The organism is Gemmatimonadaceae bacterium (assembly GCA_035533755.1).
Lineage (GTDB): Bacteria > Gemmatimonadota > Gemmatimonadetes > Gemmatimonadales > Gemmatimonadaceae > JAGWRI01.
Window position 1 is genome coordinate 1 of record DATLTC010000056.1, and the last position, 24,955, is coordinate 24,955.

Below are 24,955 nucleotides of genomic sequence, written 5' to 3' on the forward strand. Positions count from 1 at the left end.
TCTCCCGTCGGAGTACCTGTATGAATACGTGCCCGGCTACAGCAAGCGCACGTTGCTTGGCGGGTACCTGGCGGCGGCGGACATCGGCGTGTGGAATCCCAAGTTCAAGGTAGGCTACGAAGTGATGGCGCTGCTCCCGCCGGGCGTGGACGCGACGCCGATGGGCCGCGTGCGCGCGTTGCTGCCGGAAGGAAGCGACGATCTCATTCCGGCGGGCGACACCAACGCCGGTCAGGCGTTGCCGGCCTCGCGGTGGGTGGACCGCTACTGGAACAGCTCCGCCGAGAGCTTCTTCACCGCGCTCCATGGTCTGTGGACCCACTGGCAGCAGTTCTTCGAACGCCGCATGCGGGTGGACATCCCCGATCCGTGGCTCCTCGACGCGGCGCGCGCCGGCATCGTGCTCTCGCGTTGCAGCTATCGCGGGCTTGAGCCCACGTATCAGATCGGCGAGGGCGCCTACACGAAGATCCCCGAGCGCAGCCACGCCCTGTTCCCGGTGGCGCATTACGAGTTCGTGTGGGCGCAGCAGCTCTGGAACCTCACCGCCGAGGTGGAGCCGTACGGCGAGCACTATCTGAATACATATATACTTGCGGACGGCAACTTCACGTACAACACGCAGGACCAGGTGGAGGCGCCGCTCAACGCGGGCATCTTCCTGGAGAATTCGGCGCGCGCGTACGACTACGGCCGCGACCTGGACGCGCTCGAGCGCAGGCTGCCGGTGCTGCGGCGCATGATCGGCTTCGTGGTGGACCGCTACCGGTATTCGGTGGCCACGTATCCGGAGCGTGATCCTCGCCACGGGCTCATCTGGGGCTCGCCGGAGGCGGACCTGGGCGACCCCAAGGATGACACGCCCGCGTCGCACCCCTGGTTCTACCAGAATGCCGTGTGGACATGGCGTGGGCTGTATGAGCATGGCCGCGTGCTGGAGATCGCGGCGGCGGACGCCAAGGCGCAGGGCAAGGGGCAACTGGCGCGCGATCTCGCCAACGACGGCGCCGACGCGAGCGCGCTCGCCGCCGAGATGCGCGGCAAGATCGAGCGGTCACTGCGCTCGGCGCTCGACGCGCGCAACGAGCCGATGAAGCAGGCCGGGATCACGCCCTTCCATCCGTTCGACACGACGCGAAAGCCGGAGGACCTGTCGAGCTACGAGAATCACCGTTTCATGATGGACTGGTGGACCGCCGACTGGGGCGACGCCGAGCTGGATGCCGGGCACTTCAGGCATCGGGCGCTGGCCGGCGAGCAACTCGTGGGCATGAACATCGACGGGCACTATCCGCGCACGTCCAACTTCATGGAGCATGGTACGCTGGCCGGCCGCATCCGCGAGGACGACTACCGTCCGTTCCTGCTGGCCCTGTACGGCAACCTGTGCTACGCCATGGATTCCGGCAGTCGGTACGCGCCGGAGGACGCGCTGCTCCCAGGCAACTTTCCCGGCGAAGGGAGCCCGTACGCCTGGTCGGCGGTGATCAACAGCGAACTGCAGCCGACGATGGCGCTGCGGTGGCTGCTCTGCTGGGAGGAGCACGACCGCCCCGGCGCCACGCCGGCGGTGCACCTGCAGAAGGCGGCGCCCAAGCACTGGTTCGCGGCCGGGAATCGGATTGTCGTGGAGCGGTGCCCCACGCGCTTTGGTGAGCTCGCGTGGGTGACCGAGCCGTCCGGAAGCGGATGGCGCGTGTCGATCGAGCTGCCGGAGCGATACGCGGCGGATCTCGTGGTGCACGTGCATCCGCCGGACGGCCGCGCGCTCACCCGGGCCACGATCGGTTCCGTGCGGAGCGATCGGGTGCTGCTGAGCGGCGCCGACCTGCGGGGCAAGCGGAGCGTCGTGATCGACATCGCGTGACGTTATGCCTGGCGGTCGGGAGGTTGGCCTCAGCAGGTCTGGCCGGTGCGCGCGCTCGCGATGGCCGTCTGTACGCCCGCGTCGGCGCTGATCAGGTCTGGTTGGTAGATCTCGAAATAGCGTGCGCCCGCGTTCCAGCCGCGACACACCGCGTCGGTCAGGGTCCCCTGCATGCGATTGGTGGGGTCGTTCGTGTACGACCAGATCGTCTGTAGGCCGATGGCGGTCTGTCCCGGCAGGGAGCCGGCCTGCTGGAGCCGCTGGCTGCCCAGCGCGGTGAGATCCGCGGCGAAGACGGCAGCGTTGCTCGTGAGCGACAGCGCGTAGCGCATCACGTCGGCGTAGAACGCCTGGCCATCGTTGCCGTCGCCGAGGCAGATGAATCCGAGCGGCGCCGACACGAACAGGCGAATGCCCGGGAAGGCACTCGCATACGCGCTGATCGTGGTGTCCCAGGCCGCGAGATACTGGCTGCGATTGTAGGTGATGCCGCCGGTGAGTTGACCGTTCTGGCAGCCGACGATCGTCATCTCGGGCGCCGGCACCGGGTCGGACAGCGACTCGAGCAGGTCCACGTTGCCGGTGGCCTGAACGTGCGCGCCCAGGGCGGTCACGAAGGCGCGGTAGCGCGAGACGTAGACCGCATCCCACGGCACGGGGGCGGTCTGTGATCCGTGTGGGTCGGTGTAGGTATAGGTCGCCACGCCCAGCGGCCCCAGCCATCCCGGCAATCCCAGGGCGTTCGGGTCGACGTGGAGCGTGAGCTTCTTGTTGCTCCGTCGGACGACGGCGAACGCCGAATCCAACGCTGCCCAGTTGTACGAGCCGGCCGTGGGCTCGAGGTTGCTCCACAAGACCCGGAATGCGACGCCGTCCACGTTAGGCAGCGACGCATACGTCTGCAAGGTGGTCGCAGATGCGCCAGGGTCCATGAGAGCGAAGACCTTGCCGGATGTGATCCGCGCAGCCGGCATCGTGGTGCCGCGGCACGCGGCGAGAGTGGCGAGCGCCAGTGTGAGTATGCGCGCCGCAGGTCGTTGGAACTCGGGCATCGGCATTGGAGGGAGGGGGGAACCAGCCGGACTCGTACTGCGCGACCACAGAATCCGCGGCGCGTCGCGCCGGTTCCCGCCGCTCGCAGCGCGCCACCACGCGCTCGCAGCGACACGCCCGTTGCGGGAATCCGCGATGGGCGTGTCAGCATTCCCCCGCCGTCGTCGCGGCGATTCGCACCCCCGTATCGCTGTGCCGAAAATGGAAGGGGGCGTTCTCCCCTTGTCGTGCGCCCGGTGCTTACGGGCAACGCCGCACCTTTTGACCCCCTTTCCACGAATCGACGTGGCTGCCGAACCCAGCGACTCTTCAATCATTCCATGAAGATGAGTTGGTGTGCTACGAGTACCACACGAGAGGGAGGAGTTATGAAGAACCTTCGCATCATGATCGTCGCGGCTGTCGCCGTCGGGTTGTGGGCGGTGGCGTGCCGCGACAATCCCGCGACGCCGCAGCACGTGCATACGACGGCGCTGGTGGCATTGAACCAGTCAGCGGTGACGCTGAAGGCCGGCGAGCACGTGAGTCTCACCGCGCAGACGAAGTGCAGTTGCGGGGAGACGACCTCATCCGTCGTGACGTGGGCGTCGAACGACGCGTCCATCGCGACGGTGAGTCCGACGGGCGACGTGGTCGCGGTGGCCTTCGGTACCGCGACGATCACGGCGACTGCCGATGGCAAGAGCGCGGCCGCGACGGTGACGGTGCAGCCTTCGGGCACCGTGGTCGGGGCCCTGGGCGGCAGCGTGATATCCGCGGATGGCGGGCTCATCCTGGATGTGCCGGCGGGCGCTCTCGCAACGCCGATCGACATCACGATCACACGGGTGGACGACGTTCTGTTCGGCGGGGACCCGCAGTATCTGGCGGGCTCGGGCTACCAGATCAGTCCGGCCGGGGTGACGCTGCAAACGGCGGCCCAGTTGCGCATTCGCTATGACTCGACGCATCTCCCCACCGGCGTGTTCCAGGAGCAGTTGCGCATTCGCGAGCGCGATCGGCTGCAGAACCAGTGGAGGGACTGCGATCAGCAGGGCCTCCAGGCGCAACATGTCGTGGCGTCGACCAACCGGTTCGGCACGTTCGGCATCGTGGTACAGTTGCCCGCCGGCAAGCTGGTGGGTGCGCTGGGCGGCACGGTCGTCTCGGCGGACGGTAACGCGGAGCTGGTGATCCCTGCGGGCGCGTTGGACACCTTGACGGATATCGTCATCACGAAGGTCGCCGATTCCGCATTCGTCGGCGATCAGACGTACGTGAGCGGCACCGCGTACAAGGTCGAGCCGGCGGGTCAGCAGCTGAACAAGTCGGCGACGATGAATATCAAGTACGACCCGGCCAACGTGCCGAGCGGAATGGATACGACGCGGTTGCGCATCCAGCAGCGCGATCGGATCCAGGATCGCTGGCTGGACTGCGACAAGACGGGGATCCGGCTGCATACGGTCGGCGCAACGGTTGGCAGCTTCGGTACGTTCGGTGTGACCGGTGCCTCCTCCGGCGGCAATGGCGGTGGCGGCTCGTCGGCGAGCGTGGCGAGCGTCACGATCAGCCCGTCGAACATCGCTCTCGAGGTGGGCGACGTGATCCAGTTGACCGCGACCGTCCTCGACAGCGCGGGCAACACGCTGTCGAGGACGGTGACCTGGTCGACGGACAACAGCGCCGTTGCCACGGTCACCGAGACGGGTCTGGTGACCGCCCTGGCCAGCGGATGGACGTTGGTGAGCGCGAGCGCCGGCGGCAGGCAGGGCGCTGGATCGTTGAGCGTGACGAATAAAGTGGCGACGATCAGCATCACCGGCAGCAGCAGCATCAACGTCGCCGGAACGTCCCAGCTCGTCGCGACGGCCTATACCGCCACGGGCATCGTCGTCTCGGTGACGTTCACGTGGGCGAGCAGCAACACCGCAGTGGCGACCGTCAGTTCCACCGGCCTCGTGACCGGCGTGGCGGAAGGGACCGCGAACATCACGGCCATCGCCAAGGGCGTGACCGGTACGCTTCCGGTGACGGTCGCCACCACCGGTGGTGGCGGCGGCGGCGGTGGCGGGGCGGAAACGATCGGGAACAACCTGTCGTGGCCGGTGGTCTTTGCCGAAGGCACGGGCGTGACGGGGTTGGCGGTTGCCACGGATCCGGGCGTGCGGCCGACGACGGCGGAAGCGGCGGCGCTGGCTGAACTCGCGGCCATCCCCGCGTCCAGCCCGTCGGCGGCATTCTGGTGGACCGGAAACGCCGCGGATGCGACGACCTATTATCTCCAGGGCACGACGAACACCTGGCGGCCGCGGATCATCGACGGCACGGGCCAGCCCAAGTACGATGCGTCGGCCTACTGGGGCGATAACCTCTCCGGCAGTGCCAGCCTGAAAGCGGGCCACCCGATCCGGCTCGAGGTTGCGCTCTCGGCCACGGGCGTGGGCACGCTGCAGGGCTACAATATGCCGTACGTGGTCAATGCCTCGTCGCCGGACGAGATCCAGGGCACCGATGGTACGTTGGGTGACTTCGTACCGCTCCTGTACACGGTTGGCCCCACACTGACGATCGAGCAACTCAGTGGGCCGGGGGGCAGCGTGGTCGCCACGCTGTCGAGTGGCGCCATGGGCTCCGAGGTGAACGTGGCCGGCCGTCTCGTGTACGGCGGACAGTTCAATCCGACCGTGGCCGGCACCTACCGGTTGCGCTTCATCCTCGCGGGCGGCAGCAATGCCGCGATCACGGCCGTCGGCAATGCCACCGGCACGGCAACGGTGGTGAGCTCGACGGAGACGGCGATCGAGGTCCACGTGGTGCCGTAGCATAGGGCGCTCGCGCTACTCGATCAGACTGCCGGTCCGGGACGACGTGGTCCCGGACCGGCAGTCGCGTCTCCCCCCCGGCGCTCGCGACGCCTGGGGGGCACTACTTCATGGTCACGATGGCCCGCATCGCGGTCATGGCATCGAAGAAGTTGCCGAGCCGCAGGTTCTCGTTGGGCGCGTGCTGGTCGTCGTCGAAGTTGACCACCGGCATGCCCACCGTGGCCGCGCCCAGATTATCAGAGAACAAATAGAATGGCGTGGAGCCGCCCAGCGACGGCAGCCGCGCCGGCGTGGTGTGGGTGGCGGCGGCCACCGCCGCCACGGCCTGCCGCGCGATCGGACTGGTGAGCGGCGTGCGGCCGGCCGGATAGCCGCCCATCCGCGTGAGTTTGGCGAGCAGCGGATACGTGGTCCGCTCGCGGTCGGTGGGCGCGTTGCCGCTCACCAGATGAAAGCCCTGCGCCTGGATGTGGGCCGCGAGTCGCGCGAATTGCGCGTCGGGCGTGACGTTCTTCACGAACCGGAGATCGAGCCGCGCCACGGCCTGCGCCGGGATCACGGTGCGGCCCTGGCCGGCCACCGTGCCGGCGCCCAGCCCCGACACGTTGAGCGTGGGCAGGTTGTCCAGCGCGTCGAGACGCTGGCCGGGGAATTCGGAGCGCGCGAATCCGAACCGGTGCATGAGCGTGGAGTCGCCGTCGGGAATCTCGGCGATCGCCTGCTGCTCGTCCGGCGTGAGCGGCACGACGTCGCGGTAGAACCCGGCGATGGTCACGCGTCCGGTGCTGTCCTTCATCGACGAGAGGAGCCGCGCCAGCTCGAACGCGGGGTTCGGCGCCCAGTTCCCATAGTTGCCGCTGTGCAGGTCGTGCCGCGCGCCGAATACGGTCAACTCGGCGCTCATGATGCCGCGGGCGCCGAACACGAACGTCGGACGGCCGCTGGGGTGCTGCGGGCCGTCCACGAGGATGACCAGATCGCTGCGGATCTGGGCGGCGTGCTCGGTGACGACCGTGGCCAATGAGGGCGAGCCTGCCTCCTCGTCGCCTTCCATGAGTACGCGGATGGTGGACGTGATCGGCTGGCCGGCCGCCCGGGCCTGGTCCACGGCGGAGAGGAAGGCGACGATCGGTCCCTTGTCGTCGGCCGACGACCGGGCATACAGCCGCCAGTCGGGATCGATGGGTCCGCGGGACGGCAGGCTGACCACGCGGCCGCCGTTCTCGAGCGGCTTGTCGCGGTAGATCGGTTGGAACGGACCCGAGTCCTTCCACTCCGACGGCGTGACCGGCTGGCCGTCATAATGGAAGTAGAACGTGAGCGTGCGCGCCGGCTTCGATCCGGCCGGCACGAGCTCGCCGAGGAGCACCGGCGAGCCCGGGGTCTCGACCACCGTCATGCGGAAGCCGCGCTGCTCGAACATCGCTTTGAGCCGCTCGGCGTTGCGCGCGATGTCCGGCTTGTCGGAGGCCACGTTGGGAATGGACAGGAACGAGGCCAGTTCGGCCAGTTCCGATCGCTGCGTGGGCGGCTGCTGCGCGCCGGCCGGAGCCAGTGCGGTGCCGATCATGAGAGCGAAAGCGGCGGTCTGCTTGAGCATGGAGACCTCGGATTCCGGTTCGGTAGCGGGCGGGGAAGTATGCGGCCACCGGGGCGTCGTGCGCCAGACCGCCGGGCAGACTGTCGAATGCCCGGGCGTCAGCCCGCGCGCCAGAACCACACCGACCAGTCGTCGTCGTCGTGTGCTTCCATGTGATACACGAATCCACGCTCGGACAGCATCCCGATGAGCGGCACGGGCGCGAGCGTGGCTCGCAGGTGGAGCACGTCGGTGTTCGGCAACGCATCGACGGCGGCCATGATCTTCGAGAGCGGCTCGCGTCCCGATCGCAGGTCCTCGCGCACGTCCACCTCCGTCACCGGTGCGTTGGCCGGAAACTCGACGTACTCCCCGTTCGGCGTGACGGCGTATATGCGACTCATGGCAGCTGGGGCGACGATCCGGACACGGCGGGGGCTCCCCAGCGCATGCGCAGGATCTGGTAGACGAACAGGAGCGCGCCGAGCAGGAAGAGCAGGGCGCCGGCGCGCGCCACCACCGGCGCGGAGGCCGCGATCCCGGCCAGCAGGACCACCACGCCCGCTACATATAGTATCAGCTGCCATCGCGCGAGCGGTGCGGAGTAGAGATCGGTCACCTTGGGCATCCGGCCGCGGTTCAGACGGCCGCCGAACCGCACCCGCCACGTGAGGGCGGGCACGATTTCATACAGAATACCGGTGACGAAGGGCACCAGCCCGCCGAGGAGACCGGTGACCACATACGCCGTGGCGAGGCGGGTGTAAGTGTCGCCGCGCGCGAGCAGCACGGGACCCAGCACGGCGGCGGCAGCCAGGAACACCAGGCCCGCGCGCGCGAAGCGCATTCCCACATTCAGGGATGGCCGCGTGCGCACGCGGTAGAACGTGAACGCCTGCCACTCGAACGCTCCGACGCCGGAGACGAGCAGCGCCGCGCCGGCCCACGTGGCCACCGGCCACTCGCCAACCAGGCCCAGCGCGAGCGTCGGGACGCCCGACATGAGCAGGATGAGCGCCCGCCGGCTCCCGCGCCGATCGGCGCCGTGCGCGACCAGGAACATGGGTAGCGTGCGGTGCGCCACGCCGACGATCATGATCAGCACCCAGCCGACGAGCGCCACGTGCAGGTGCGCCGTGAGCACGCGAACGCGCGCGGCGGCGATGAATCCGCTGTGGAGGTTGTGGGCCAGCACGAGGCCGAACGCCAGGGTGGAGGTGAGAAACGCCGTGGCGACGACCATCGCGGCCCAGGTGACGTCGCGCGTGCGGCCGCGAGCGAGCGTTGCGGCCACATTGCTCACGGCCAACAGCGTGCCGGAGGCCACGAGCACCACGCCGGTCACCAGGAAGGGCGTCGCACCGGCCGCCACCCCATAGGCGAACACGCCGATGCCCGGCGCGAGCGCCCAGAACGCCGCGTGAGCCAGGCGCACCGAATAGATGGGGGCGCCCAGGGCCATGGGCAGCAGCTGATTCAGCGCGCCGAAGATCGTGAGCGTGAGCCAGCCGAGGGTGAACAGGTGCGTGACGCCCGCTACGTGAGGGGCCAGATACATGCCGGTGGCGAGGTCGGGCGCCACCCAGACGAGTCCGACGGCGCCGGCAAGGAGGTACAGGACGGCGGCGGCAATATGTTCGCCCACGAGGCGTGCCGACGCGCCAGGGGGAGCGGCCGGCGCAGTCTCCGCCGTCAACTCGCGTGGTGCGGTGCTGCGCGGCGCGCCGACTTGCATAGGTCGTCCAGTCCCGGGTTCAGTCCGGACGAATGATGGACACGCCGGCGGCCGCCGGGCGTGACGGTTGTCGCAAAGCCGGCTAGCCGAAGTGGGGGCGCTCGCCGGGCCGTCCCAGGGTTCGCAGCTGCGCCAGGTCGGGAATGCGGATCCGCTTGCGGGTGAGCAACTCGATGACGCCCTTCTGCGACAGCTGCTTGAACGCCCGCGACACCGATTCGCGCGCCGTGCCGAGTTCGAACGACAACTCTTCTTGCGTGCGGTCGAGCACGATCTCCAGGCCCTCGGGCGTCTGCTTGCCACGCAGCTCGGCGCATTCCACCAGGTAGTTGGCGAGGCGGGCGGCGACGTCGCGGAAGGCCAACGTCTCGGTGACGTGCACGAGATGCCGGAGCCGCTTGCCCAATTCGTGGATCACGGCGCGCGCAACGTCGGGATCCTCGCGGTACAGCGCCTCGAATTCAGCGCGGGGCACGAAGATCAGGCGCGATTCCACTTCGGTCACCGCCGACGCCGGGTACGGCCCTTCATCGAACAGGGGCAGTTCCGCCACCGGACGTCCGGGCCCCTCGCTCTGCAGCACCTGCTCGCGGCCGGTGGGGCTGGTTCTATAAATCTTCACGCGCCCCGAGGCGACGACGTACAGACCGCGGCATGCCTCGCCGGTGGAGAACAGCACGTGGCCGGCGGCGTAGGTGCGGACCACGCAGCGCGAGGCCAGCCGCGCCAGGGCGCGGTCGCCGAACGTGGCGAAGAGTGGAATCTGTTCGAGCACCTGCCTGATGTCCGCTGCGGAATTGTCCATGGGCACGGAGAGGGGTCAGCGGTGCGGGTGGGTGATCCGCCGGGTGTGACAACCGTCACGCGACCGGCGCATCGTCGCTGCCAGCTTGCACGGGCGCTCAATGCCGGGCATATCAGGAACCAAAGCTAAGCATGCCGGCGGTATCGAGCGCAAGCGCTCGCCGGAAGGGCGCGATGACCGCGAGCCCGAACCATTGCCTGAGGTGCACACGATGCAAGCTGCTCCCGCGCTGGACCCGGGGCGGACCGTGAACGAGTTGATCGCGCGCGATCCGCGCACGATCGCGGTGTTCAATCGCTTCGGGCTGGACACCTGCTGTGGGGGCGGCGATGCGATCGCCGAAGCCGCGAGCCGCGAGGGCGTGGACCTCGATGCGTTGCTCGCCGCGCTCCGCTCGGCCATGGCGGCGCCGTGAACATCTACGATCCGGCGGCCCTGGCGGCCGAAGCCGTGGCGTCGCGGGCCGACCGACCGGCAACGGCGATCGTGCATGACGCGCCGGGCGCGCGCCTCGTCGTGTTCCGCATCGAGCCCGGCCAATCGGTGGCGCCGCACACGAGCACGTCGACGGTGATCCTGTCGGTGATCGCGGGAACCGGCCTGGTGTCGGGTCCCGACGGGGAGCGCTCGGTGCGCGCTGGCGACATCGTGGCGTATGCGCCTGATGAGCGGCACGGCATGCGGGCGCTCGCGCAGGCGCTCGTCGTGATCGCCACCATCGCGCCGCGGCCGGGCGGCGGCTCCTGAGAAGGGGCGCGTTTGCGCACGGAGTCTGGCAATGATCGGCACCTCGGACCTTCAACCCGGATTACGCATGAACGAATCCAACGATCGTCCCACTCCCCTCCGGCCGGCGGGCGGCGATCGCTCCACCGCGGCCTCGTCGTTCGAGGCGTCGAGCACCCGGCGTGCCTTCCTGCAACGCGCGTCGGTGCTGTCGCTGGCCCTTCCGGGCCTCGGAGCCGCGCTGGCCGCGTGCGGGCCAAACGCCAAGTCGGGCGGCACCGAATCGGCGGCCGCGCCAGGCGGAACGGGCGCGCCGGCCAATCCCGATAGCAAACTCGATACGGCGCTCCATACGGGAGCGGCGGCGACGACGGCGCCGGGCGCCGGGGCGGCGTCGGTGGCCTACAAGCGGTTCGACCCCACGCTGCCGCCGCTGTCGGGCGAGCGGACGCTGCGGCTGCACTGGACGGCCCGCGCGGCGCCGATCCGCGTGTCGGACGACACGGTCGTGGCGGCGTGGACGTTCGAGGGCGACACGCCGGGCCCCATCGTACACTGTCGCGTGGGCGACACGGTGGAGGTCACGCTGACCAACGAAGCCGACATGCCCCATTCGATGGATTTCCACGCGGCGCAGATCAACCCCAAGGTCGCGTTCCGGTCGGTGGCCAAGGGACAGTCGGTGACGTTCAGCTTCAAGCCGCGCTACGCCGGGGCGTTCATGTACCATTGCGGCACGGCGCCGGTGCTGATGCATATCGGATCCGGTATGTACGGGGCGATCATCGTATCGCCCGCCGTGCCGCTCCCGCCGGCCAGGGAGTTCGTGCTCGTCGAGGGCGAGATGTACCTGGGGGCCGCGGTCAATGGCGTGCGGCCGTTCGACTACACCAAGATGCTGTCCACGCTGCCCGATCTCGTGGCGTTCAACGGGCGTCCGGACCAGTATGCCCGCGATCCGATCCATGTGAAGGTGGGCGATCGCGTGCGGTTCTGGGTGGTGAATGCGGGGCCCACCCATGCCTGCGCATTCCACGTCGTGGGGGAGCAGTTCGACACCGTGTACCTCGGAGCGCCGCCGGACAACGCCATTCACGGAGTCCAGACGTTCGAGGTGGCCGCGGGCGGGGGCATGGGCTTCGAACTCGTGTGCGACGTGCCGGGTGAATTCCCATTCGTGAATCATGCGTTCGGCCATGGCCAGAAGGGGGCGGTCGGATTTCTGGTGGTGGACGCGTGAGCGCGCGCTGAGCGGCCGGTGCACTCCCTCGTACGGCGCTATATCAAGACCGCGATCGGCTTCCTGATGGCGGGGCTGGCCATCGGCGGCTGGATGATCGTCCAGCGCGAGATCTGGCAGCAGTACCCGGGCCCGTACGAGGTGAGCGCCCACACGCACGCCATCTTCGTCGGGTTCGTGATGATGATGATCATGGGGGTGGCGCTCTGGCTCTTTCCCAGGCCGGAGCGCGCCGATGCGCGTTACCGGCCGGCGCTGGCCGGCGCGGCGTACTGGTGCGTCACCGTGGGCACCGGGGCCCGCGTGCTGGCGGAACTGCTGCGCACCGTCGCCGGCGGAGGCTGGCTGCGGTGGACCGTGGTGGGCAGTGGGTTCCTGCAGATTGCCGGGCTGGCGATCTTCTTCCATACGATGTGGTCGCGCATTCGCGCCGTGGGGAGCCAGGCGCGCGAAGCCGCCGGCGAGCGCTTCTGACTGCGAGGTGCATGGGCACCGCGTCAGGTATTCCCGGACGAATTGGCGGCGTTGTCCTGATACCAGAACTACGGGCGCCCTTCTAACTCTTTCGACACCGCTCCGCGCGCATCAGATTCGCGTGTCGAATGCGGCTCTCAATGCCCATTTTCCGCCGCCCGCCGCGATCCACCGAACCCCGTCCACGCCCTGCGCCCATAGTGCCGCGCCTCGGCCTCGGTGCATCGGTGGCGATCGCCTTTGGCGTGGTGCTGGTGCTGGTATCGGCCGCCGAGCTGGTGGAGCGGCGATGGCTGGCCGGCGCCACCACGACCGATATGGGCGCGTTCCATCACCTGGTGGGGCTGGCCACATCGCTCGTCGCGGCGACGGTCGCGGCCTGGCTGGTCCTCCGGGGCATGCCATCGCTCTTCTCGGCAGACCTCGGCGACGACGATGGGATGGAGGGGCATCCGCTCACCGATGAGGAGCGCGACGTCCGGTTCGCGGAGTGGTTCATCCGCATGCGCTGGGTGGCGGTGCTCACGGCCACGCTGCTGGTGTTCGTCTCCGTGGACGTGATGGGCTATCTCGCGCCGGCGCTCTGGCGTCCGTTGGCGCTGTCGATCGGGGCGCTGGTGGCGCTGAACGTCACCTACACGGCGCTGCTGCGTGCGCGCACGGCCCCGGGTCCGCTGCTCAAGGTCCAGGCGTACGGCGATCTGGTCATCCTCACGGCGTTGCTCCACTTCTCGGGCGGCATCGAGAATCCGCTCACCACGGTGCTGTCGTTTCACGTGATCATTGCCGGCATGGTGTTCGAGCGCCGGCAGAGTTACTACGTGGCCGCCGCGGCGAGCGCGCTGTTCACGCTGCTGGCGCTGGGCGAGCTCTCCCGGGTGATCCCCCACTATTCGCTCGCCATCCTCCCGAACCTGGTCACGGGCGGCGCCCCCACGCAGGCCGCGTACGACAGCCAGTTCGTGTTCAGCCGCATTGCCCTGCACGTGGGCATGCTCTTCCTCACGGCGTACTTTGCCAGCACCGTGGCCGATCAGCTGCGGCGCGGGCGGCGCGGGATCGAACGGCTCGCCGATCGCGCCCTGTCGCAGAGCCAGTTGCTGGAACGGGCGCTCGAGACCACGGGCACGGCGCTCTACGTGTGCGACCGCGATGCGCAGGGCATGTGGCACAATCCCCGCTGGGACGCGCTGTTCGGCAGCGCCTTCCTGGCGCCGAGCGGCGACGACTCGCCGGGTCCGGACGTTTCCGCATCCCAGCTCCTCGTCGACGGCATGCAGCGCATCCGGGAGGTGCGCGTGCCGGCGCGCGCCGGGGCGGGTGACGCGGTCACCGATCGGGGCGAACGTACCTTCCTGCTCACCACCGCGCCGCTGGTGGATGCGCGCGGCGCGATCACGCACGTGGTGCAGCTGGCGCGCGAGATCACGGAGCAGAAGCGCATCCAGGCGCGGGTAGCGCGCTCCGAGCGGCTCGTGGCGGTGGGCGAACTGGCCGGACGCGTGGCGCACGAGGTGAACAATCCGGTGGCCATCATCAGCGCCAAGACCCGGCTCCTGCTCTCGGACCATCGCGACGGACTGTCCGCTCATGCCGCCGATGAACTGGTCAAGATCACGGACCTCGCCGACCGGATCGCGCGCATCACGCAGGGCCTGCTGTCGTACTGCCGGCCGTCGGTTGGTCCGGCCAAGCCGGTGGATGTGCGCACGGTGGTGCGCCGGTCGCTGGCGATGGTGGAGCCGAGCGCACGGGTGGCGGGGGTGACCGTGGAGGAAGATCTGTCGGGCAGTTTGCCGCTGGTGCTCGTGAACCCCGGCGAGATGGAGCAGGTATTCCTGAATCTGTTCGTCAATGCGTTGGATGCCATGCCACGGGGAGGCCGTCTGTCGGTATCCGCGAACGATGGCGGGCCCGCGCACCAGAGCGGGTTGCTTCATCTGGTGGTGGCGGATACCGGAAGCGGGATCCCGGCCGACATTCGCGAGCGGATCTTCGAGCCGTTCCTCACCACGAAACCCGAGGGGCAGGGCACGGGACTCGGCCTCTCCATCTGCCTGGGGTTGGTGCGGGGCAACAAGGGGACGATCGAGATCGAGAGCGAGCCGGACCGGGGCACGCGGGTGCTGCTCGGGTTCCCGCTGGCCGGGCCCGTGGACGAAGCCCGGGCAGGCGCCGCATGACGACCGCGGCCATGCGCGTGCTGGTGGTGGACGACGAGATCGGGATGCTGGAGGTGTGCCGCGATACCCTGCGCACCCTGGACCGCGTCGATGTCGAGGTGGAGTCGCACAGCGACCGCGCGGCGGCCAAGGTGGCGGACCAGTCGTGGGACCTGCTGATCACCGATGTCCGGATGCCGGGCGTCAGCGGCATCGAGCTGTTGGCCACCGCCCGCATGCACGATCCGGACCTGCCGGTGCTGATGCTCACCGCGTATCCCACGGTGGAGACGGCGGTGGACAGCATGAAGCTGGGCGCCACCGATTACATCGTGAAGCCGTTCATGCCCGACGACCTGCGCGCCACGGTGCGGCGCATCCTCGACGGCCGGCGGTTGCGCGACGAGAATCAACTGCTGCTCGACCAGGTGGAGCGTGGGCACGCCTTCGGGGACATCGTGGGCTCCAGCGCGGCGATGCGGGCCGTGTTCGAGACCATCGACCGCGTGGCGGCCACCGATGTGGACGTGTTGATCACGGGGGAGACGGGCACCGGCAAGGAGCTCGTGGCGCGCAGCATCCACCAGCGCAGCCGGCGGTCGGCCGGACATCTGGTGCCGATCGACTGCGGCGCGATCCCCGAGGATCTGCTGGAGAGCGAGTTCTTCGGGCACGAGCGTGGGGCGTTCACCGGGGCCGTGGGCCGCCGGCTCGGCCTCGTGGAATTCGCCGCCGGCGGCACGCTGTTTCTCGACGAGATCGATCACCTGCCCGCCAAGCTTCAGGCCAAGTTGCTGCGGGTGCTCCAGGAACGCCGGATCCGCCGCGTGGGCGGCACGCAGGAACTGGATGTGGATGTCCGGGTGGTGGCCGCGAGTTCGGCCGATCTGGAGCAGGACGTCCAGCGCCAGGCCTTCCGGGCGGACCTCTACTACCGCATCAACGTGGCCCGCATCAACATCCCGCCGCTGCGCGAACGGCCGGACGACATCGCGCCGTTGGTCGCGCATTTCGTGAACCGATACGCGCGGGAAATCGGTCGCGAATCGCTGCCCGTGGAGCCGGAGGCGGTGGAGGTGCTCATGGGCTACCGCTGGCCGGGCAACGTGCGCGAGTTGCAGAATGTCATCAAGCGCGCGTTGGTGTTCTGCCGCCGCGAGGCGATCCGCGTGGAGGACCTCCCCGACGAGGTGGTGGGGGCCGCGAGCACGCCGCCGGCCCAGAACGGGCAGGGGTACTTCACGCTGCGCGAGCAGCACAGCGCGGTGTTCGAGCGCGACTATCTCAAGGACCTGCTGCGCGTGCAGGGCGGCGACGTGGCGGGCGCGGCGGAGCACGCGCGCCTGCCGCGCGGCACGCTGTACCGGCTGCTCAAGAAGCACGGCATCAATCCCTCCGATTTCCGGGCCTCGACCGATCGCGGGCCCGTCGCGCCGGCGTGAATCGCGGGCGTCGGATATTCACACGCGCGTGAAACGCCCGCGCCGCCGACCAAGTCCATCCAAGTCAAGCAGTTAGGTACAGGGCGCGCCGCGCGCCGCGCGACGCGTCGCGCCGTCGGGCCCGCGCCTGTCACGCGCGTGTGAATTGCCCCCTCGCGTGAGGCTCGGGGCCCGCCACGCGCCAGAGGGCGTAACGCGTTGCCGTCACGCGTGCTACGTGCCTTCGCCTTGCCGGTGATGCTGCGTCCCGGTCTGCGGCACGCATCCTGCTTAAGAGGACGTTGATCGCGCCCGTTGAATGCGCGATCGCGGCAACGGCAACGCGAGGGAAGGAAGCGATGGACACCACAACCCTGTTGGTGATCAGTCCGTCGACTGACCTCGGCGCATCGCTCAGGCAGCTCCTTCCGCCAAGCCGGTTCGACGTGGTTCACATGTTGCCGGGGGCGGGTCTGCTGCAGGGATTGCGCCGCATCCGGCCGCGCATTGCGGTGGTCGATTGCATCGACCACCGACCGGAAGCGGCGCAGTTGGAAATCGCGCTGATCAAGGAGATGTACCCGGAGGCGCAGATCATCGCGGTCAGCGCGAATTCGTCCGCGGCGGATGTGTTCGTGATCGAGCAGGGCCTGTTCTGTTACGTCGCGGCGCCGGAGGACGATGAACTGGTGCGGATCATCCACGCGGCGTTTCGGGTGGCCGATGCCGGGGCGGCGACGAAGCTGTGAGGATGGTCGGTTGGTGGAGCATGGCGTCACATCCAAGAGGAGGCATATCGATGTCTGGCATTCGCAGGATGACGGCCCTCGCGGCGCGCGGCGTGGCCGCGTGCACGGTCCTCGCCGTGATCGGAGGGTTGGCGGCGTCGCCGGCGGCGGCGCAGGAATCGAGCAACGCGTCGGTGTGGGTGGCGCCGGAAGAGCCGGCGCATCAGCCGAATCCCGTTGCCGTAACCAATGACGCCGTGGCTCGGGGGCGCGGGTTGTTCCGCGCCAACTGTGAGATGTGCCATGGGCAGCACGGGCGGGGCGACGGGCAGATCGCGGCGTCGCTACCCGTGCATCCGGCGGATCTCACGTCGGATCGCGTGCAGTCGCAGACGGACGGCGCGCTGTTCTGGAAGATCACCGAGGGCCGGGGCCCGATGCCGAGCGCGCGGTCCACGCTGACGCCGGCCGGCCGGTGGGCGGTGATCGACTACATCAGAAGTCTCAAGGCCAACAAGTAGGAACCGCGCTGCGCCGTGCGAACGACGCCGCAGCGCGCCACACCTGGCGGCAGGAGATCCAACATGGGAGCCGCAGCGCTGGTCATCATCTTGGCGGGCATGGTGGTACCGATCACGCTCGTGCTGGCGACGCTCGCGTTCGATCTCGGCGTCCTGGTCTGGGTGCTGCACCGGTGGTGGAAGGATCATGGGCGCACGTGGCTGCTCGGGCCGCATGGCCGGAGACGGGCCGGCGCCGGCGTTGTGCGAACGGTGGAACTGCGGTGAGGATGCGTGAAATGGAACGTGTGAACAGGCGATGGTGCTCACCGATGGCGGCGCCGCGGGGACGGACATCCCACGGCGCGTGTTCAGCGACTTGTCCGTGGCGTTCTTGTCTGGGGGTCCGGTAAGTGCATCCGCGCGATCGATTCTGGCGTGTCGTCGTTCCGGCGGGCGTGGTCCTCGTCGTCAGCACCATGGTGACGGTGGGATGGATCACGCAGCCCGCGCGCTTCGTGCTCGGCTACGCGCCGGCGCAGCCCATCCCGTTCTCGCACAAGGTGCATGCCGGCACGAATCGCATTCCGTGCGAGTACTGCCACACGAATGCCGATCGCAGCCGCGCCGCCACCGTGCCCGCGGTCCAGACGTGCATGAACTGCCACCGGTTCATCACGATGCCCGACAGCAACTACATCACCAAGGATGTCGTGGCCCGACTGGCATCGGATCGTGCCATGCTGTGGAAGCGGGTCTATGACCTGCCGGACCATGCGTACTTCGACCACCGCGCGCACGTGAACGTGGGCGTCCAGTGCCAGACCTGCCACGGTGCCGTTCAGAACATGGACGTCGTGTCCCGCGTCATGAACATGCGGATGGGACAGTGCCTGGCCTGCCATCGGGATCCGCGCCCGTACCTGCCGCCGACCTCTGCCATCAAGCAGGGACCGACGGATTGCACCGCTTGTCACCGATAATCGGATAGAGGAGCACGATATGATGGTGAGGAGTCGCCGCCAAGCTGTGGTCGAGATCGCCGCGACCGTTGGCGCTGTCCTGGTGAGTGCGTCCGTACTCGGCCGCCTGCTTCCGTGGAAGAACCGACCGGCCAAGCCGGGTCGTCTCCCGCGCGGGGGGACGTCCGCCGAGCGGGCCCGCCGAGTGCAACCGGACCCGTTCGCGGTGAAACGCCATGGATAAGCGGCCGGAGTTCGCGCCGGGCGCCCTCACGCCCGTCGAGCCGCCCTCCGAACGGGAGCCGCTGTCCCGTCGGCGCTTCCTGAGCCTGATCGGCGCCTCCGCGGCGCTGGCCGCCACGGTCGGATGCGAGCCGGCGGACAAGGACACGATCGTGCCGTACACCAGGAAGCCCGACGAGGTCATTCCCGGTGTTGCCAACTATTACGCCAGCACGTATCAGGAAGGACTCATCGCGTACGGCGTGCTCGTGAAGGCGCGTGAAGGGCGGCCCATCCACATCCAGGGCAACGACGAGCATCCCATCTTCAAGGGGAAGACGTCGCTCAGGGCGCAGGCGGAGATCATCGGCCTGTACAATCCCGGGCGCCTCCGCGAGCCCCGTGTGGCGGGCAAGGCGGCCAGCTGGAAGGACGCCGACGCCCGCGTCGTGCCGGCGCTCAAGAGCGCCGCGGCCTCGGGGAAGCCTGTGCTGCTCCTCACGCCGGCCGTGGTCTCGCCCACGCGCCGGGCCGTGCTCAACGACCTGCGGAAAGCGCTGCCCGGACTCCAGCACGTGGCGTGGGAGCCGGCCCTCGGCCTGGCCGACCTCACGGCGTCCGCGGCGCTGTACGGCGACGCCGTGGTGCCCCAGTATCGCATCGAGCGGGCCTCCGTGATCGCGGCGTTCGAGACGGATTTTCTCGGCACCGCCGGGAACGCCGTTCCGGCCATCGCGGGGTTCACGGAACATCGGAAGCTGGCCAAGCCTGGCGACCCGATGAACCGGCTCTACGCGTTCGAGAGCTGCCTGAGCATCACCGGCAGCAAGGCCGACGTACGCGTTCCGCTCCGGCCGTCCGGCGCGGCGCCGATCGCGTTCGCGATTGCGAAGGCCCTCCGCGACAGGCACGGCCTCAAGGTTCCCGCCGGGCTCGCGGGCGATACGCTCGCGCCGTTCAGCATCGAGGCCCTGGCCAAGGAGTACGGGGTCGATGCCGCGGCGCTCTCGTCGCTCGTCGATGACCTGGCAGCGGCGGGCGCCGGCAGCCTCGTCATGGCCGGCCCATCGCTGCCGATGGAAGCGCACGCGGCGGTGGCGCTGCTCAACACCATGCTCGGCGCGGAGGGCCATACCGTGGATACCACCTACTCCGCCGATGCGGCATCCGTGGCCACGCCGTTGGAGATGGCGCAGGTGACGCGGGACATGGCCTCGGGCCATTTCGCCGCCGCCGTTTTCTGGGATGTGAATCCCTCGCATGCCATGGCGGACGCCGACGCGTTCAACGCCGCCCTGGCCCACGTGCCGCTGAAGGTCCGCCTCGGTCTCGAGGAAGACGAGACCGCGGGGCGATGCGACGTGGTGCTCCCGATCAACCACTGGCTGGAGAGCTGGAACGACTTCGAACCGTCCACCGACCTGCTGAGTCTGCAACAGCCGCTCATCCGGCCGCTCTACGACTCGCGGCAGGCCGAGGAGATTCTCCTCGGATGGGCGAACGCCCTGGGCGGGCCGGCGTCCACCGACTACCGCGCGTACCTGATGACGCGGTGGCAACACGAGGTCTACGCCAAGGGGACGCCCGCGAATTTCGAGCAGTATTGGGCGGCGGCCGTGCATGACGGGGTGCTGCAGCGCGGGGCCACGGCGCGCCCTCCGCGCACGCTTCGCGCGGCCGCGGTGACCGATGCGGCCAGGAAGGCGGCCGCCGCGACGCGCTCCGCCGGCATGGAGTTGATCATCGCGCCCGATGTCCGGATGTGGGACGGCCGATACGCCAACATCGGCTGGTTGCAGGAGCTGCCGGACCCCGTCTCGAAGGTCTGTTGGGGAAACTATCTGGCGGTATCCGGCGCCGATGCCAAGACGTTGAATGTCTCGGATGGCGACCTGGTGTCGGTCGAAGCCGGCGCGCGGAAGGTTCGTCTTCCCGTGCTGGTGCAGCCCGGGCAGGCCCAGGGCGCGGTGTTCGCGGTGCTCGGCCATGGCCGGGAGGGCGGCGTGGCGGGCGGGCGCGGGGCCAATGTCTTTCCCCTCGTGGCGGATGACGGGTCGACGCCCTTCTTCCGTCCGAACGCGCGGGTGACGCGGGTGGCCGGCCACGAGCCGCTGGTCCGCACGCAGCATCACTTTTCGTCGCACGACCGCGACATCGTGCGGATCTGGTCGCTCGATGAATACAAGAAGCAGGCCGCGCTGCCCGACGACGCGGGGGAGCTGGCGACCCTGAACAAGAATCAGGAGTGGCCGGATCACAAGTGGGGCATGACCATCGACCTGTCGGCGTGCGTGGGGTGCGGGGGATGCGAGATCGCCTGCCAGTCGGAGAACAACATTCCCGTGGTCGGCCCCGAGCAGGTGGCGCGCGGCCGGACCATGCACTGGATCCGGGGCGATGTGTACTACCTCGGCGCCGACGAGAATCCGCAGGTGGGTCACGTGCCGATGCTGTGCCAGCAGTGCGACGACGCGCCGTGCGAGCCCGTCTGCCCCGTGTCCGCCACGGTGCACAGCGACGACGGCTTGAACGAACAGGCGTACAACCGGTGCATCGGCGTCCGCTACTGCGCCGCCAACTGCCCGTACATGGTGCGGCGGTTCAATTTCTTCGATCTGACCAGTTTCATCACGGATCCACTGGACCTCGCGTTCAATCCCGAGGTGACCGTCCGTCCGCGCGGCGTGATGGAGAAGTGCACGTTCTGCGTGCAGCGCATCCGCAACGGCGTGCAGGTGGCCAAGGACGAAGGCCATCCGGTGCGCGACGGCGACATCGCGCCGGCGTGCGCGGTGGCGTGCCCGGCCAATGCGATCGTGTTCGGCGATCTGAAGGACGTGAACAGCCGCGTCTCGATGCTGTCCCGGAGCAACCGCGGGTTCAAGGTTCTCGAGCAATTGGGAACGCGGCCGGCGATCACCTACCTGGCCGATCTGAAGAATCCGGCCCAACCGCAGAAGACGAATGACCATGTCTGAGGCCACCCTCCCGGTATCGCTGCGCATCGCACCCCTGGTCGAAGGCGACGTTTCGCTTGGCGGCCTCGACGACCACGTCCGGTACTGGAGCGAGGCGCCCCCGCCCAGATCCTGGTACATCGCCATCACGATCACCGGCCTGGTGGCGCTCATGGGCTTCGCCGCGATCGGCTACATGCTGTACACCGGCATTGGCGTGATCGGGAACAACGTGCCCGTGGTCTGGGGCTTCCTGATCATCAACTTCGTGTTCTGGGTGGGCATCGGCCACGCCGGCACGTTGATCTCGGTCATCCTCTATCTGTTCCGGCAGCGGTGGCGCAACGCGATCAGCCGCATCGCCGAGGCCACGACCGTGTTCGCGTTCGTCTGCGCGATGATCTTTCCGGCCATCCACATCGGCCGGCCCTGGTTGCCGTACTGGCTGCTGCCGTACCCCAATCAGCGGGGGATGTGGGTGAACTTCCGATCGCCGCTGATCTGGGACGTGTTCGCGGTGATGACGTACTTCATCGTGTCGCTCATGTTCTGGTATCTGGGGCTGGTCCCCGATTTCGCCACGTTGCGCGGCACCGCCACGAGCAGGGTCAAGCGGGCGGTGTTCAGGCTGCTCAGCTGGGGGTGGGTGGGCAATGCCCGGCAGTGGGTCCACTACGAGAAGGGGTACCTCCTGCTGGCTGGCATGACCACGGTCCTGGCCCTGAGCGTGCACAGCATCGTGTCGATGGACTTCGCCGTGTCGATGGTGCCCGGCTGGCACATGACGATCTTCCCGCCGTACTTCGTGGTGGGAGCGGCCTTCTCCGGGTTCGCGGGGGTCGTGCTCGTGTTCGCGTTCGTGCGCACGGCCATGAAGTTGGAGAACTACGTCACCCCCCGGCACATGGACCTCCTGAACCGGATGGTCCTGTTCCTGTCCTGCGTCATGGCGTACGCGTACCTCATGGAGGGCTTCACGGCCTGGTACAGCTCCGACACCTTCGTCAGGTACGTCTTCGCCAACTACGTGTTCGGCAAGGGCTGGTGGGCGGGCTGGCTGACGATCACGCTCAACTGCGTGCTGCCGCAGCTGCTCTGGTTCCCCAGATTCCGCCGGTCCGTGCCGGTCATGGTGTTGGTGTCGTCCGGGGTGACGCTCGGCATGTGGATGGAGCGGTATACCATCGTCATCCTGTCGTTGCAGCGCGACTATCTGCCGTCTTCGTGGGGCAGCTATCTCCCGACGCGGTACGACTTCGCCATTCTCTTCGGCTCGATCGGCCTGTTCCTGACGCTTCTGCTGCTGTTCCTGCGCAAGTTGCCGATCATCGCGGCGTGGGAAGTGAAGCCCGACATCGTGTATTACCAGAAGCAGCGCGCGGGGGCCGAACATGTCTGATTCCGTATTCGGCGTGCTGGGGCTGTTCGGCAGCGCGGACGAACTGCTGGCGGCGATCCCGAAGATCAAGGCCAAGGGCTTCGCCAAGCTGGAGGCGTACACCCCCTATCCGGTGCACGGGATCGACGAGGCGCTGGACCTGCCCAAGTCGAAGCTGGGCGTCCTGGTGTTCCTGATCGGGAGCCTGGCGTGCATCTCGGCATTCACGTTCGAGTGGTGGACCAGCACCAGAGGGTATCCGCTGCGCACCGGCGGGAAGCCGTTCAACGGGTGGCAGGGCTGGGTGCTGGTGATGGTGGAAGCGACCATCCTGCTGTCGACGTTCACCGCCGGCATCGGGATGCTGTTCGCCTTCAACAAGCTGCCGTTCTTCGGCAACCCGATGCTGGAGAGCAAGGCCATCACGAGCATCACGCGCGACCGGTTCGCGCTGGTGCTGGTTCCGGTGGGCGGCACGCTGGATGTGGAAGGGGCCGCCGGCGCGCTGCGCGCGGCGGGCGCCGAGTCCATCGAAGTGGTTCGCGTCCCCGAAGAGACGAAGCCTGGGTTGGCGTGGTGGGCGAGGACCGGCGTCGCGATCGCCGCCGCGTGTGCGGTGGCCGGCGTGGGCACGGCGTGGGTGATCCGTGCCTTTCCCACGATCAAGCCGATGGTCAACATGCAGGTGCAGCCCAAGCTCAACGCGCAGTCGGCGGACGCGTTCTTCGCCAACGGGCGCGGCATGCAACTGCCTCCGATCGGGACCGTGGCGCGCGGGTACATGCCGGTGGTCGATACGACGCCCGACGCGGCGGGAACGAATCTTTTCAACCCGTTGCCGGTCACGGCGCAGGTGCTGACGCGCGGACGCGAGATGTTCAATCTGCACTGCGCCGTCTGCCACGATCGCCTCGGAACGGGCAAGCCGTGGCTCGACAGCACGTACCATGCGATGCCGGTGGATCTGCAGTCGGCGCCGATGCGCGCCGCGCCCGACGGCTTCCTGTACTGGGTGATCTCGCAGGGCATCCGCACCATGCCGGGCTACGCGGCCGACATCTCGCAGGACGACCGGTGGGCCGTGGTGCGCTACATCCGGGCGCTCCAACGCTCGCAGGACGCGACGAAGGGGGATCTGAAATGAACACCATGTCCGCGTCCGTGGCATCCACCTCAGGATCGACGATGAATCGAGCACCCGCCGCCCTGTGGGCATTGCTGGCCGTCGGCGGCGCCGGCGTCGTGAGCACCTACGTGCTGGACGGGGCGCAGCGCTTCTGGGCCAACTGGCTCCTGTGGTTCGTGTTCATGGTGTGCATCGCGTTGGGCGCCCTGTTCATCGTGGCGCTGCAGCACGTGACGGGCGCCACCTGGAGCGTGCCTCTGCGGCGAGCGCCCGAACGCGTGGCCGCGCTCACGCCCTGGCTGGTGCCCGTGGCCCTGATCGCGCTGTTCTCCTTGCCCGTGCTGTTCTCGTGGACGCAGCCGGGCGCCGCATCCGATCCGGCGATCGCGATGAAGACGTCGTGGCTGAATGTCCCGTTCTTCATCACGCGGCTGGTGATCTGCGTGGCGCTGTGGGTCGTGTCGTATCGCATTCTCGTCCTGGGGTCGGTGCGCCAGGACGCGACCAGGGACCCCCAGGCCACGGTCCGGCTGCGGCGGTTCGCGCCGATCTTCATGATCATCCTCGCGCTGACGCTCACCGCGTTCGCGTTCGACTGGGTGTCGAGTCTGGAGGCCGGCTGGTACAGCGACATCTTCGGCGTCTATCTGTTCGCGGGCGCCGTCACGTCCGGGCTCGCGGTGACGTCGCTGATGGTGATCTATCTGTATCGCCGCGGCCGGCTGCCCGGGATCACCGAGGATCATCTCTACAACCTCGGCGGATTGTTGTTCGGATTCACCATCTTCTGGGGGTACATCGCGTTCTCGCAGTACCTCCTCCAGTGGTACGCGGACCTTCCGATAGAAGTGTTCTGGTTCCGGGAGCGCACCACGGGGACCATGGAGAGCGTCTTCATCCTCCTCGGCGTCGGACGCTTCTTCGTGCCGTTTCTCGCCCTCATCACGAGGAGGGACAAGAAGAACTGGAAGCGGCTCCGGTGGGTGTCGATCTGGGTGATCTTCATGGAAGCGGTCGACGTGTTCTGGCTGGTGTCCCCGATCCAGGGAAAGGGCCTCCATCTCGGGTGGCCCGAGGCGGCATTCGCCGTCTTCTTCCTCTCGGCGGGGCTCCTCGTTGTCATCCGGGCCATGGGCATGGGCGAGGATACGCCGGTGGGCGATCCATTCCTGCCTGACGGACGCAACTTCCATCTCCGCTGAAGGAATAGCGA

At 68.3% G+C, this 24,955-nt stretch carries 21 protein-coding genes; 16 read left to right on the forward strand and 5 right to left on the reverse strand.

Annotated elements, in window-relative coordinates; genetic code table 11:
• Nucleotides 1-1,867 (forward strand): hypothetical protein (locus tag VNE60_08240; GenBank protein ID HVB31493.1); only part of this gene is annotated, 1,867 nt, incomplete at its 5' end.
• Nucleotides 1,868-1,896: 29 nt separating this feature from the next.
• On the opposite strand, the gene VNE60_08245 is transcribed toward VNE60_08240, so the two are convergent.
• On the reverse strand, nucleotides 1,897-2,745 hold the full coding sequence (locus VNE60_08245) for a hypothetical protein (GenBank protein ID HVB31494.1): 849 nt from the start codon (nucleotides 2,743-2,745) through the stop codon (nucleotides 1,897-1,899).
• A 543-nt stretch (nucleotides 2,746-3,288) separates the two neighbouring features.
• On the opposite strand from VNE60_08245, the gene VNE60_08250 reads away from it, so the two are divergent.
• On the forward strand, nucleotides 3,289-5,724 hold the full coding sequence (locus VNE60_08250) for an Ig-like domain-containing protein (GenBank protein ID HVB31495.1): 2,436 nt from the start codon (nucleotides 3,289-3,291) through the stop codon (nucleotides 5,722-5,724).
• A 103-nt stretch (nucleotides 5,725-5,827) separates the two neighbouring features.
• Here VNE60_08250 and VNE60_08255 read toward each other — a convergent pair whose 3' ends face one another.
• From VNE60_08255 to VNE60_08270, 4 genes are all read right to left on the reverse strand, one after another.
• On the reverse strand, nucleotides 5,828-7,327 hold the full coding sequence (locus tag VNE60_08255; GenBank protein ID HVB31496.1) for a M20/M25/M40 family metallo-hydrolase: 1,500 nt from the start codon (nucleotides 7,325-7,327) through the stop codon (nucleotides 5,828-5,830).
• 98 nt (nucleotides 7,328-7,425) lie between these two features.
• Entirely contained in the window at nucleotides 7,426-7,710 is a 285-nt protein-coding gene (locus VNE60_08260) for a DUF2249 domain-containing protein (GenBank protein ID HVB31497.1), read from the reverse strand.
• Nucleotides 7,707-8,951 carry a hypothetical protein gene (locus tag VNE60_08265; protein ID HVB31498.1) on the reverse strand — a complete coding sequence of 415 codons (1,245 nt, stop codon included), beginning with the start codon at nucleotides 8,949-8,951 and terminating at the stop codon, nucleotides 7,707-7,709. The genes VNE60_08260 and VNE60_08265 overlap by 4 nt, the downstream gene beginning before the upstream one ends.
• A gap of 172 nt (nucleotides 8,952-9,123) precedes the next feature.
• On the reverse strand, nucleotides 9,124-9,846 hold the full coding sequence (locus VNE60_08270) for a Crp/Fnr family transcriptional regulator (GenBank protein HVB31499.1): 723 nt from the start codon (nucleotides 9,844-9,846) through the stop codon (nucleotides 9,124-9,126).
• A gap of 211 nt (nucleotides 9,847-10,057) precedes the next feature.
• On the opposite strand from VNE60_08270, the gene VNE60_08275 reads away from it, so the two are divergent.
• From VNE60_08275 to VNE60_08340, 14 genes are all read left to right on the forward strand, one after another.
• Nucleotides 10,058-10,261 (forward strand): DUF542 domain-containing protein, encoded by a 204-nt coding sequence (locus VNE60_08275; GenBank protein HVB31500.1) that lies wholly within the window; start codon nucleotides 10,058-10,060, stop codon nucleotides 10,259-10,261.
• Nucleotides 10,258-10,593: a cupin domain-containing protein gene (locus VNE60_08280; protein ID HVB31501.1), complete on the forward strand. Its 336-nt coding sequence runs from the start codon at nucleotides 10,258-10,260 to the stop codon at nucleotides 10,591-10,593. Before VNE60_08275 ends, VNE60_08280 begins: the two co-directional genes overlap by 4 nt.
• Before the next feature lie 67 nt (nucleotides 10,594-10,660).
• Nucleotides 10,661-11,812: a multicopper oxidase domain-containing protein gene (locus tag VNE60_08285; GenBank protein ID HVB31502.1), complete on the forward strand. Its 1,152-nt coding sequence runs from the start codon at nucleotides 10,661-10,663 to the stop codon at nucleotides 11,810-11,812.
• Nucleotides 11,813-11,830: 18 nt separating this feature from the next.
• Entirely contained in the window at nucleotides 11,831-12,286 is a 456-nt protein-coding gene (locus tag VNE60_08290; protein HVB31503.1) for a cbb3-type cytochrome c oxidase subunit I, read from the forward strand.
• 200 nt (nucleotides 12,287-12,486) lie between these two features.
• Entirely contained in the window at nucleotides 12,487-14,469 is a 1,983-nt protein-coding gene (locus tag VNE60_08295; GenBank protein ID HVB31504.1) for an ATP-binding protein, read from the forward strand.
• A complete protein-coding gene (locus VNE60_08300; GenBank protein ID HVB31505.1) occupies nucleotides 14,466-15,890 on the forward strand; it encodes a sigma-54 dependent transcriptional regulator in 1,425 nt (474 codons plus the stop codon). Before VNE60_08295 ends, VNE60_08300 begins: the two co-directional genes overlap by 4 nt.
• Before the next feature lie 338 nt (nucleotides 15,891-16,228).
• Nucleotides 16,229-16,618, forward strand: coding sequence for a hypothetical protein (locus VNE60_08305; protein ID HVB31506.1), 390 nt, complete (start codon nucleotides 16,229-16,231; stop codon nucleotides 16,616-16,618).
• 50 nt (nucleotides 16,619-16,668) lie between these two features.
• Complete coding sequence (locus VNE60_08310; protein ID HVB31507.1) at nucleotides 16,669-17,118, forward strand: cytochrome c; 450 nt, start codon at nucleotides 16,669-16,671, stop codon at nucleotides 17,116-17,118.
• Between the two features lie 63 nt (nucleotides 17,119-17,181).
• Nucleotides 17,182-17,385 carry a hypothetical protein gene (locus VNE60_08315; GenBank protein HVB31508.1) on the forward strand — a complete coding sequence of 68 codons (204 nt, stop codon included), beginning with the start codon at nucleotides 17,182-17,184 and terminating at the stop codon, nucleotides 17,383-17,385.
• Nucleotides 17,386-17,510: 125 nt separating this feature from the next.
• Complete coding sequence (locus tag VNE60_08320) at nucleotides 17,511-18,080, forward strand: cytochrome c3 family protein (GenBank protein ID HVB31509.1); 570 nt, start codon at nucleotides 17,511-17,513, stop codon at nucleotides 18,078-18,080.
• Between the two features lie 215 nt (nucleotides 18,081-18,295).
• Nucleotides 18,296-21,259 carry a hypothetical protein gene (locus VNE60_08325; protein ID HVB31510.1) on the forward strand — a complete coding sequence of 988 codons (2,964 nt, stop codon included), beginning with the start codon at nucleotides 18,296-18,298 and terminating at the stop codon, nucleotides 21,257-21,259.
• The gene (nrfD, locus tag VNE60_08330; protein ID HVB31511.1) at nucleotides 21,252-22,637 is read left to right on the forward strand and encodes an NrfD/PsrC family molybdoenzyme membrane anchor subunit; all 1,386 of its coding nucleotides are present in this window, start codon (nucleotides 21,252-21,254) and stop codon (nucleotides 22,635-22,637) included. The genes VNE60_08325 and nrfD overlap by 8 nt, the downstream gene beginning before the upstream one ends.
• Nucleotides 22,630-23,760 (forward strand): quinol:electron acceptor oxidoreductase subunit ActD, encoded by a 1,131-nt coding sequence (locus tag VNE60_08335; protein ID HVB31512.1) that lies wholly within the window; start codon nucleotides 22,630-22,632, stop codon nucleotides 23,758-23,760. The genes nrfD and VNE60_08335 overlap by 8 nt, the downstream gene beginning before the upstream one ends.
• A 41-nt stretch (nucleotides 23,761-23,801) precedes the next feature.
• Nucleotides 23,802-24,944: a hypothetical protein gene (locus tag VNE60_08340; protein HVB31513.1), complete on the forward strand. Its 1,143-nt coding sequence runs from the start codon at nucleotides 23,802-23,804 to the stop codon at nucleotides 24,942-24,944.
• The last annotated feature ends 11 nt before the right edge of the window (nucleotides 24,945-24,955 follow it).

Bases quoted from the DNA above. Each gene is read 5' to 3' on its own strand.
- VNE60_08275 (HVB31500.1), top strand. From the start codon at position 10,058: ATGCAAGCTGCTCCCGCGCTGGACCCGGGGCGGACCGTGAACGAGTTG.
- VNE60_08300 (HVB31505.1), top strand. From the start codon at position 14,466: ATGACGACCGCGGCCATGCGCGTGCTGGTGGTGGACGACGAGATCGGG.
- VNE60_08325 (HVB31510.1), top strand. From the start codon at position 18,296: ATGGATAAGCGGCCGGAGTTCGCGCCGGGCGCCCTCACGCCCGTCGAG.
- VNE60_08335 (HVB31512.1), top strand. From the start codon at position 22,630: ATGTCTGATTCCGTATTCGGCGTGCTGGGGCTGTTCGGCAGCGCGGAC.
- VNE60_08260 (HVB31497.1), bottom strand. From the start codon at position 7,710: ATGAGTCGCATATACGCCGTCACGCCGAACGGGGAGTACGTCGAGTTT.
- nrfD (HVB31511.1), top strand. From the start codon at position 21,252: ATGTCTGAGGCCACCCTCCCGGTATCGCTGCGCATCGCACCCCTGGTC.
- VNE60_08305 (HVB31506.1), top strand. From the start codon at position 16,229: ATGGACACCACAACCCTGTTGGTGATCAGTCCGTCGACTGACCTCGGC.
- VNE60_08315 (HVB31508.1), top strand. From the start codon at position 17,182: ATGGGAGCCGCAGCGCTGGTCATCATCTTGGCGGGCATGGTGGTACCG.
- VNE60_08310 (HVB31507.1), top strand. From the start codon at position 16,669: ATGTCTGGCATTCGCAGGATGACGGCCCTCGCGGCGCGCGGCGTGGCC.
- VNE60_08250 (HVB31495.1), top strand. From the start codon at position 3,289: ATGAAGAACCTTCGCATCATGATCGTCGCGGCTGTCGCCGTCGGGTTG.
- VNE60_08285 (HVB31502.1), top strand. From the start codon at position 10,661: ATGAACGAATCCAACGATCGTCCCACTCCCCTCCGGCCGGCGGGCGGC.
- VNE60_08255 (HVB31496.1), bottom strand. From the start codon at position 7,327: ATGCTCAAGCAGACCGCCGCTTTCGCTCTCATGATCGGCACCGCACTG.
- VNE60_08270 (HVB31499.1), bottom strand. From the start codon at position 9,846: ATGGACAATTCCGCAGCGGACATCAGGCAGGTGCTCGAACAGATTCCA.
- VNE60_08340 (HVB31513.1), top strand. From the start codon at position 23,802: ATGAATCGAGCACCCGCCGCCCTGTGGGCATTGCTGGCCGTCGGCGGC.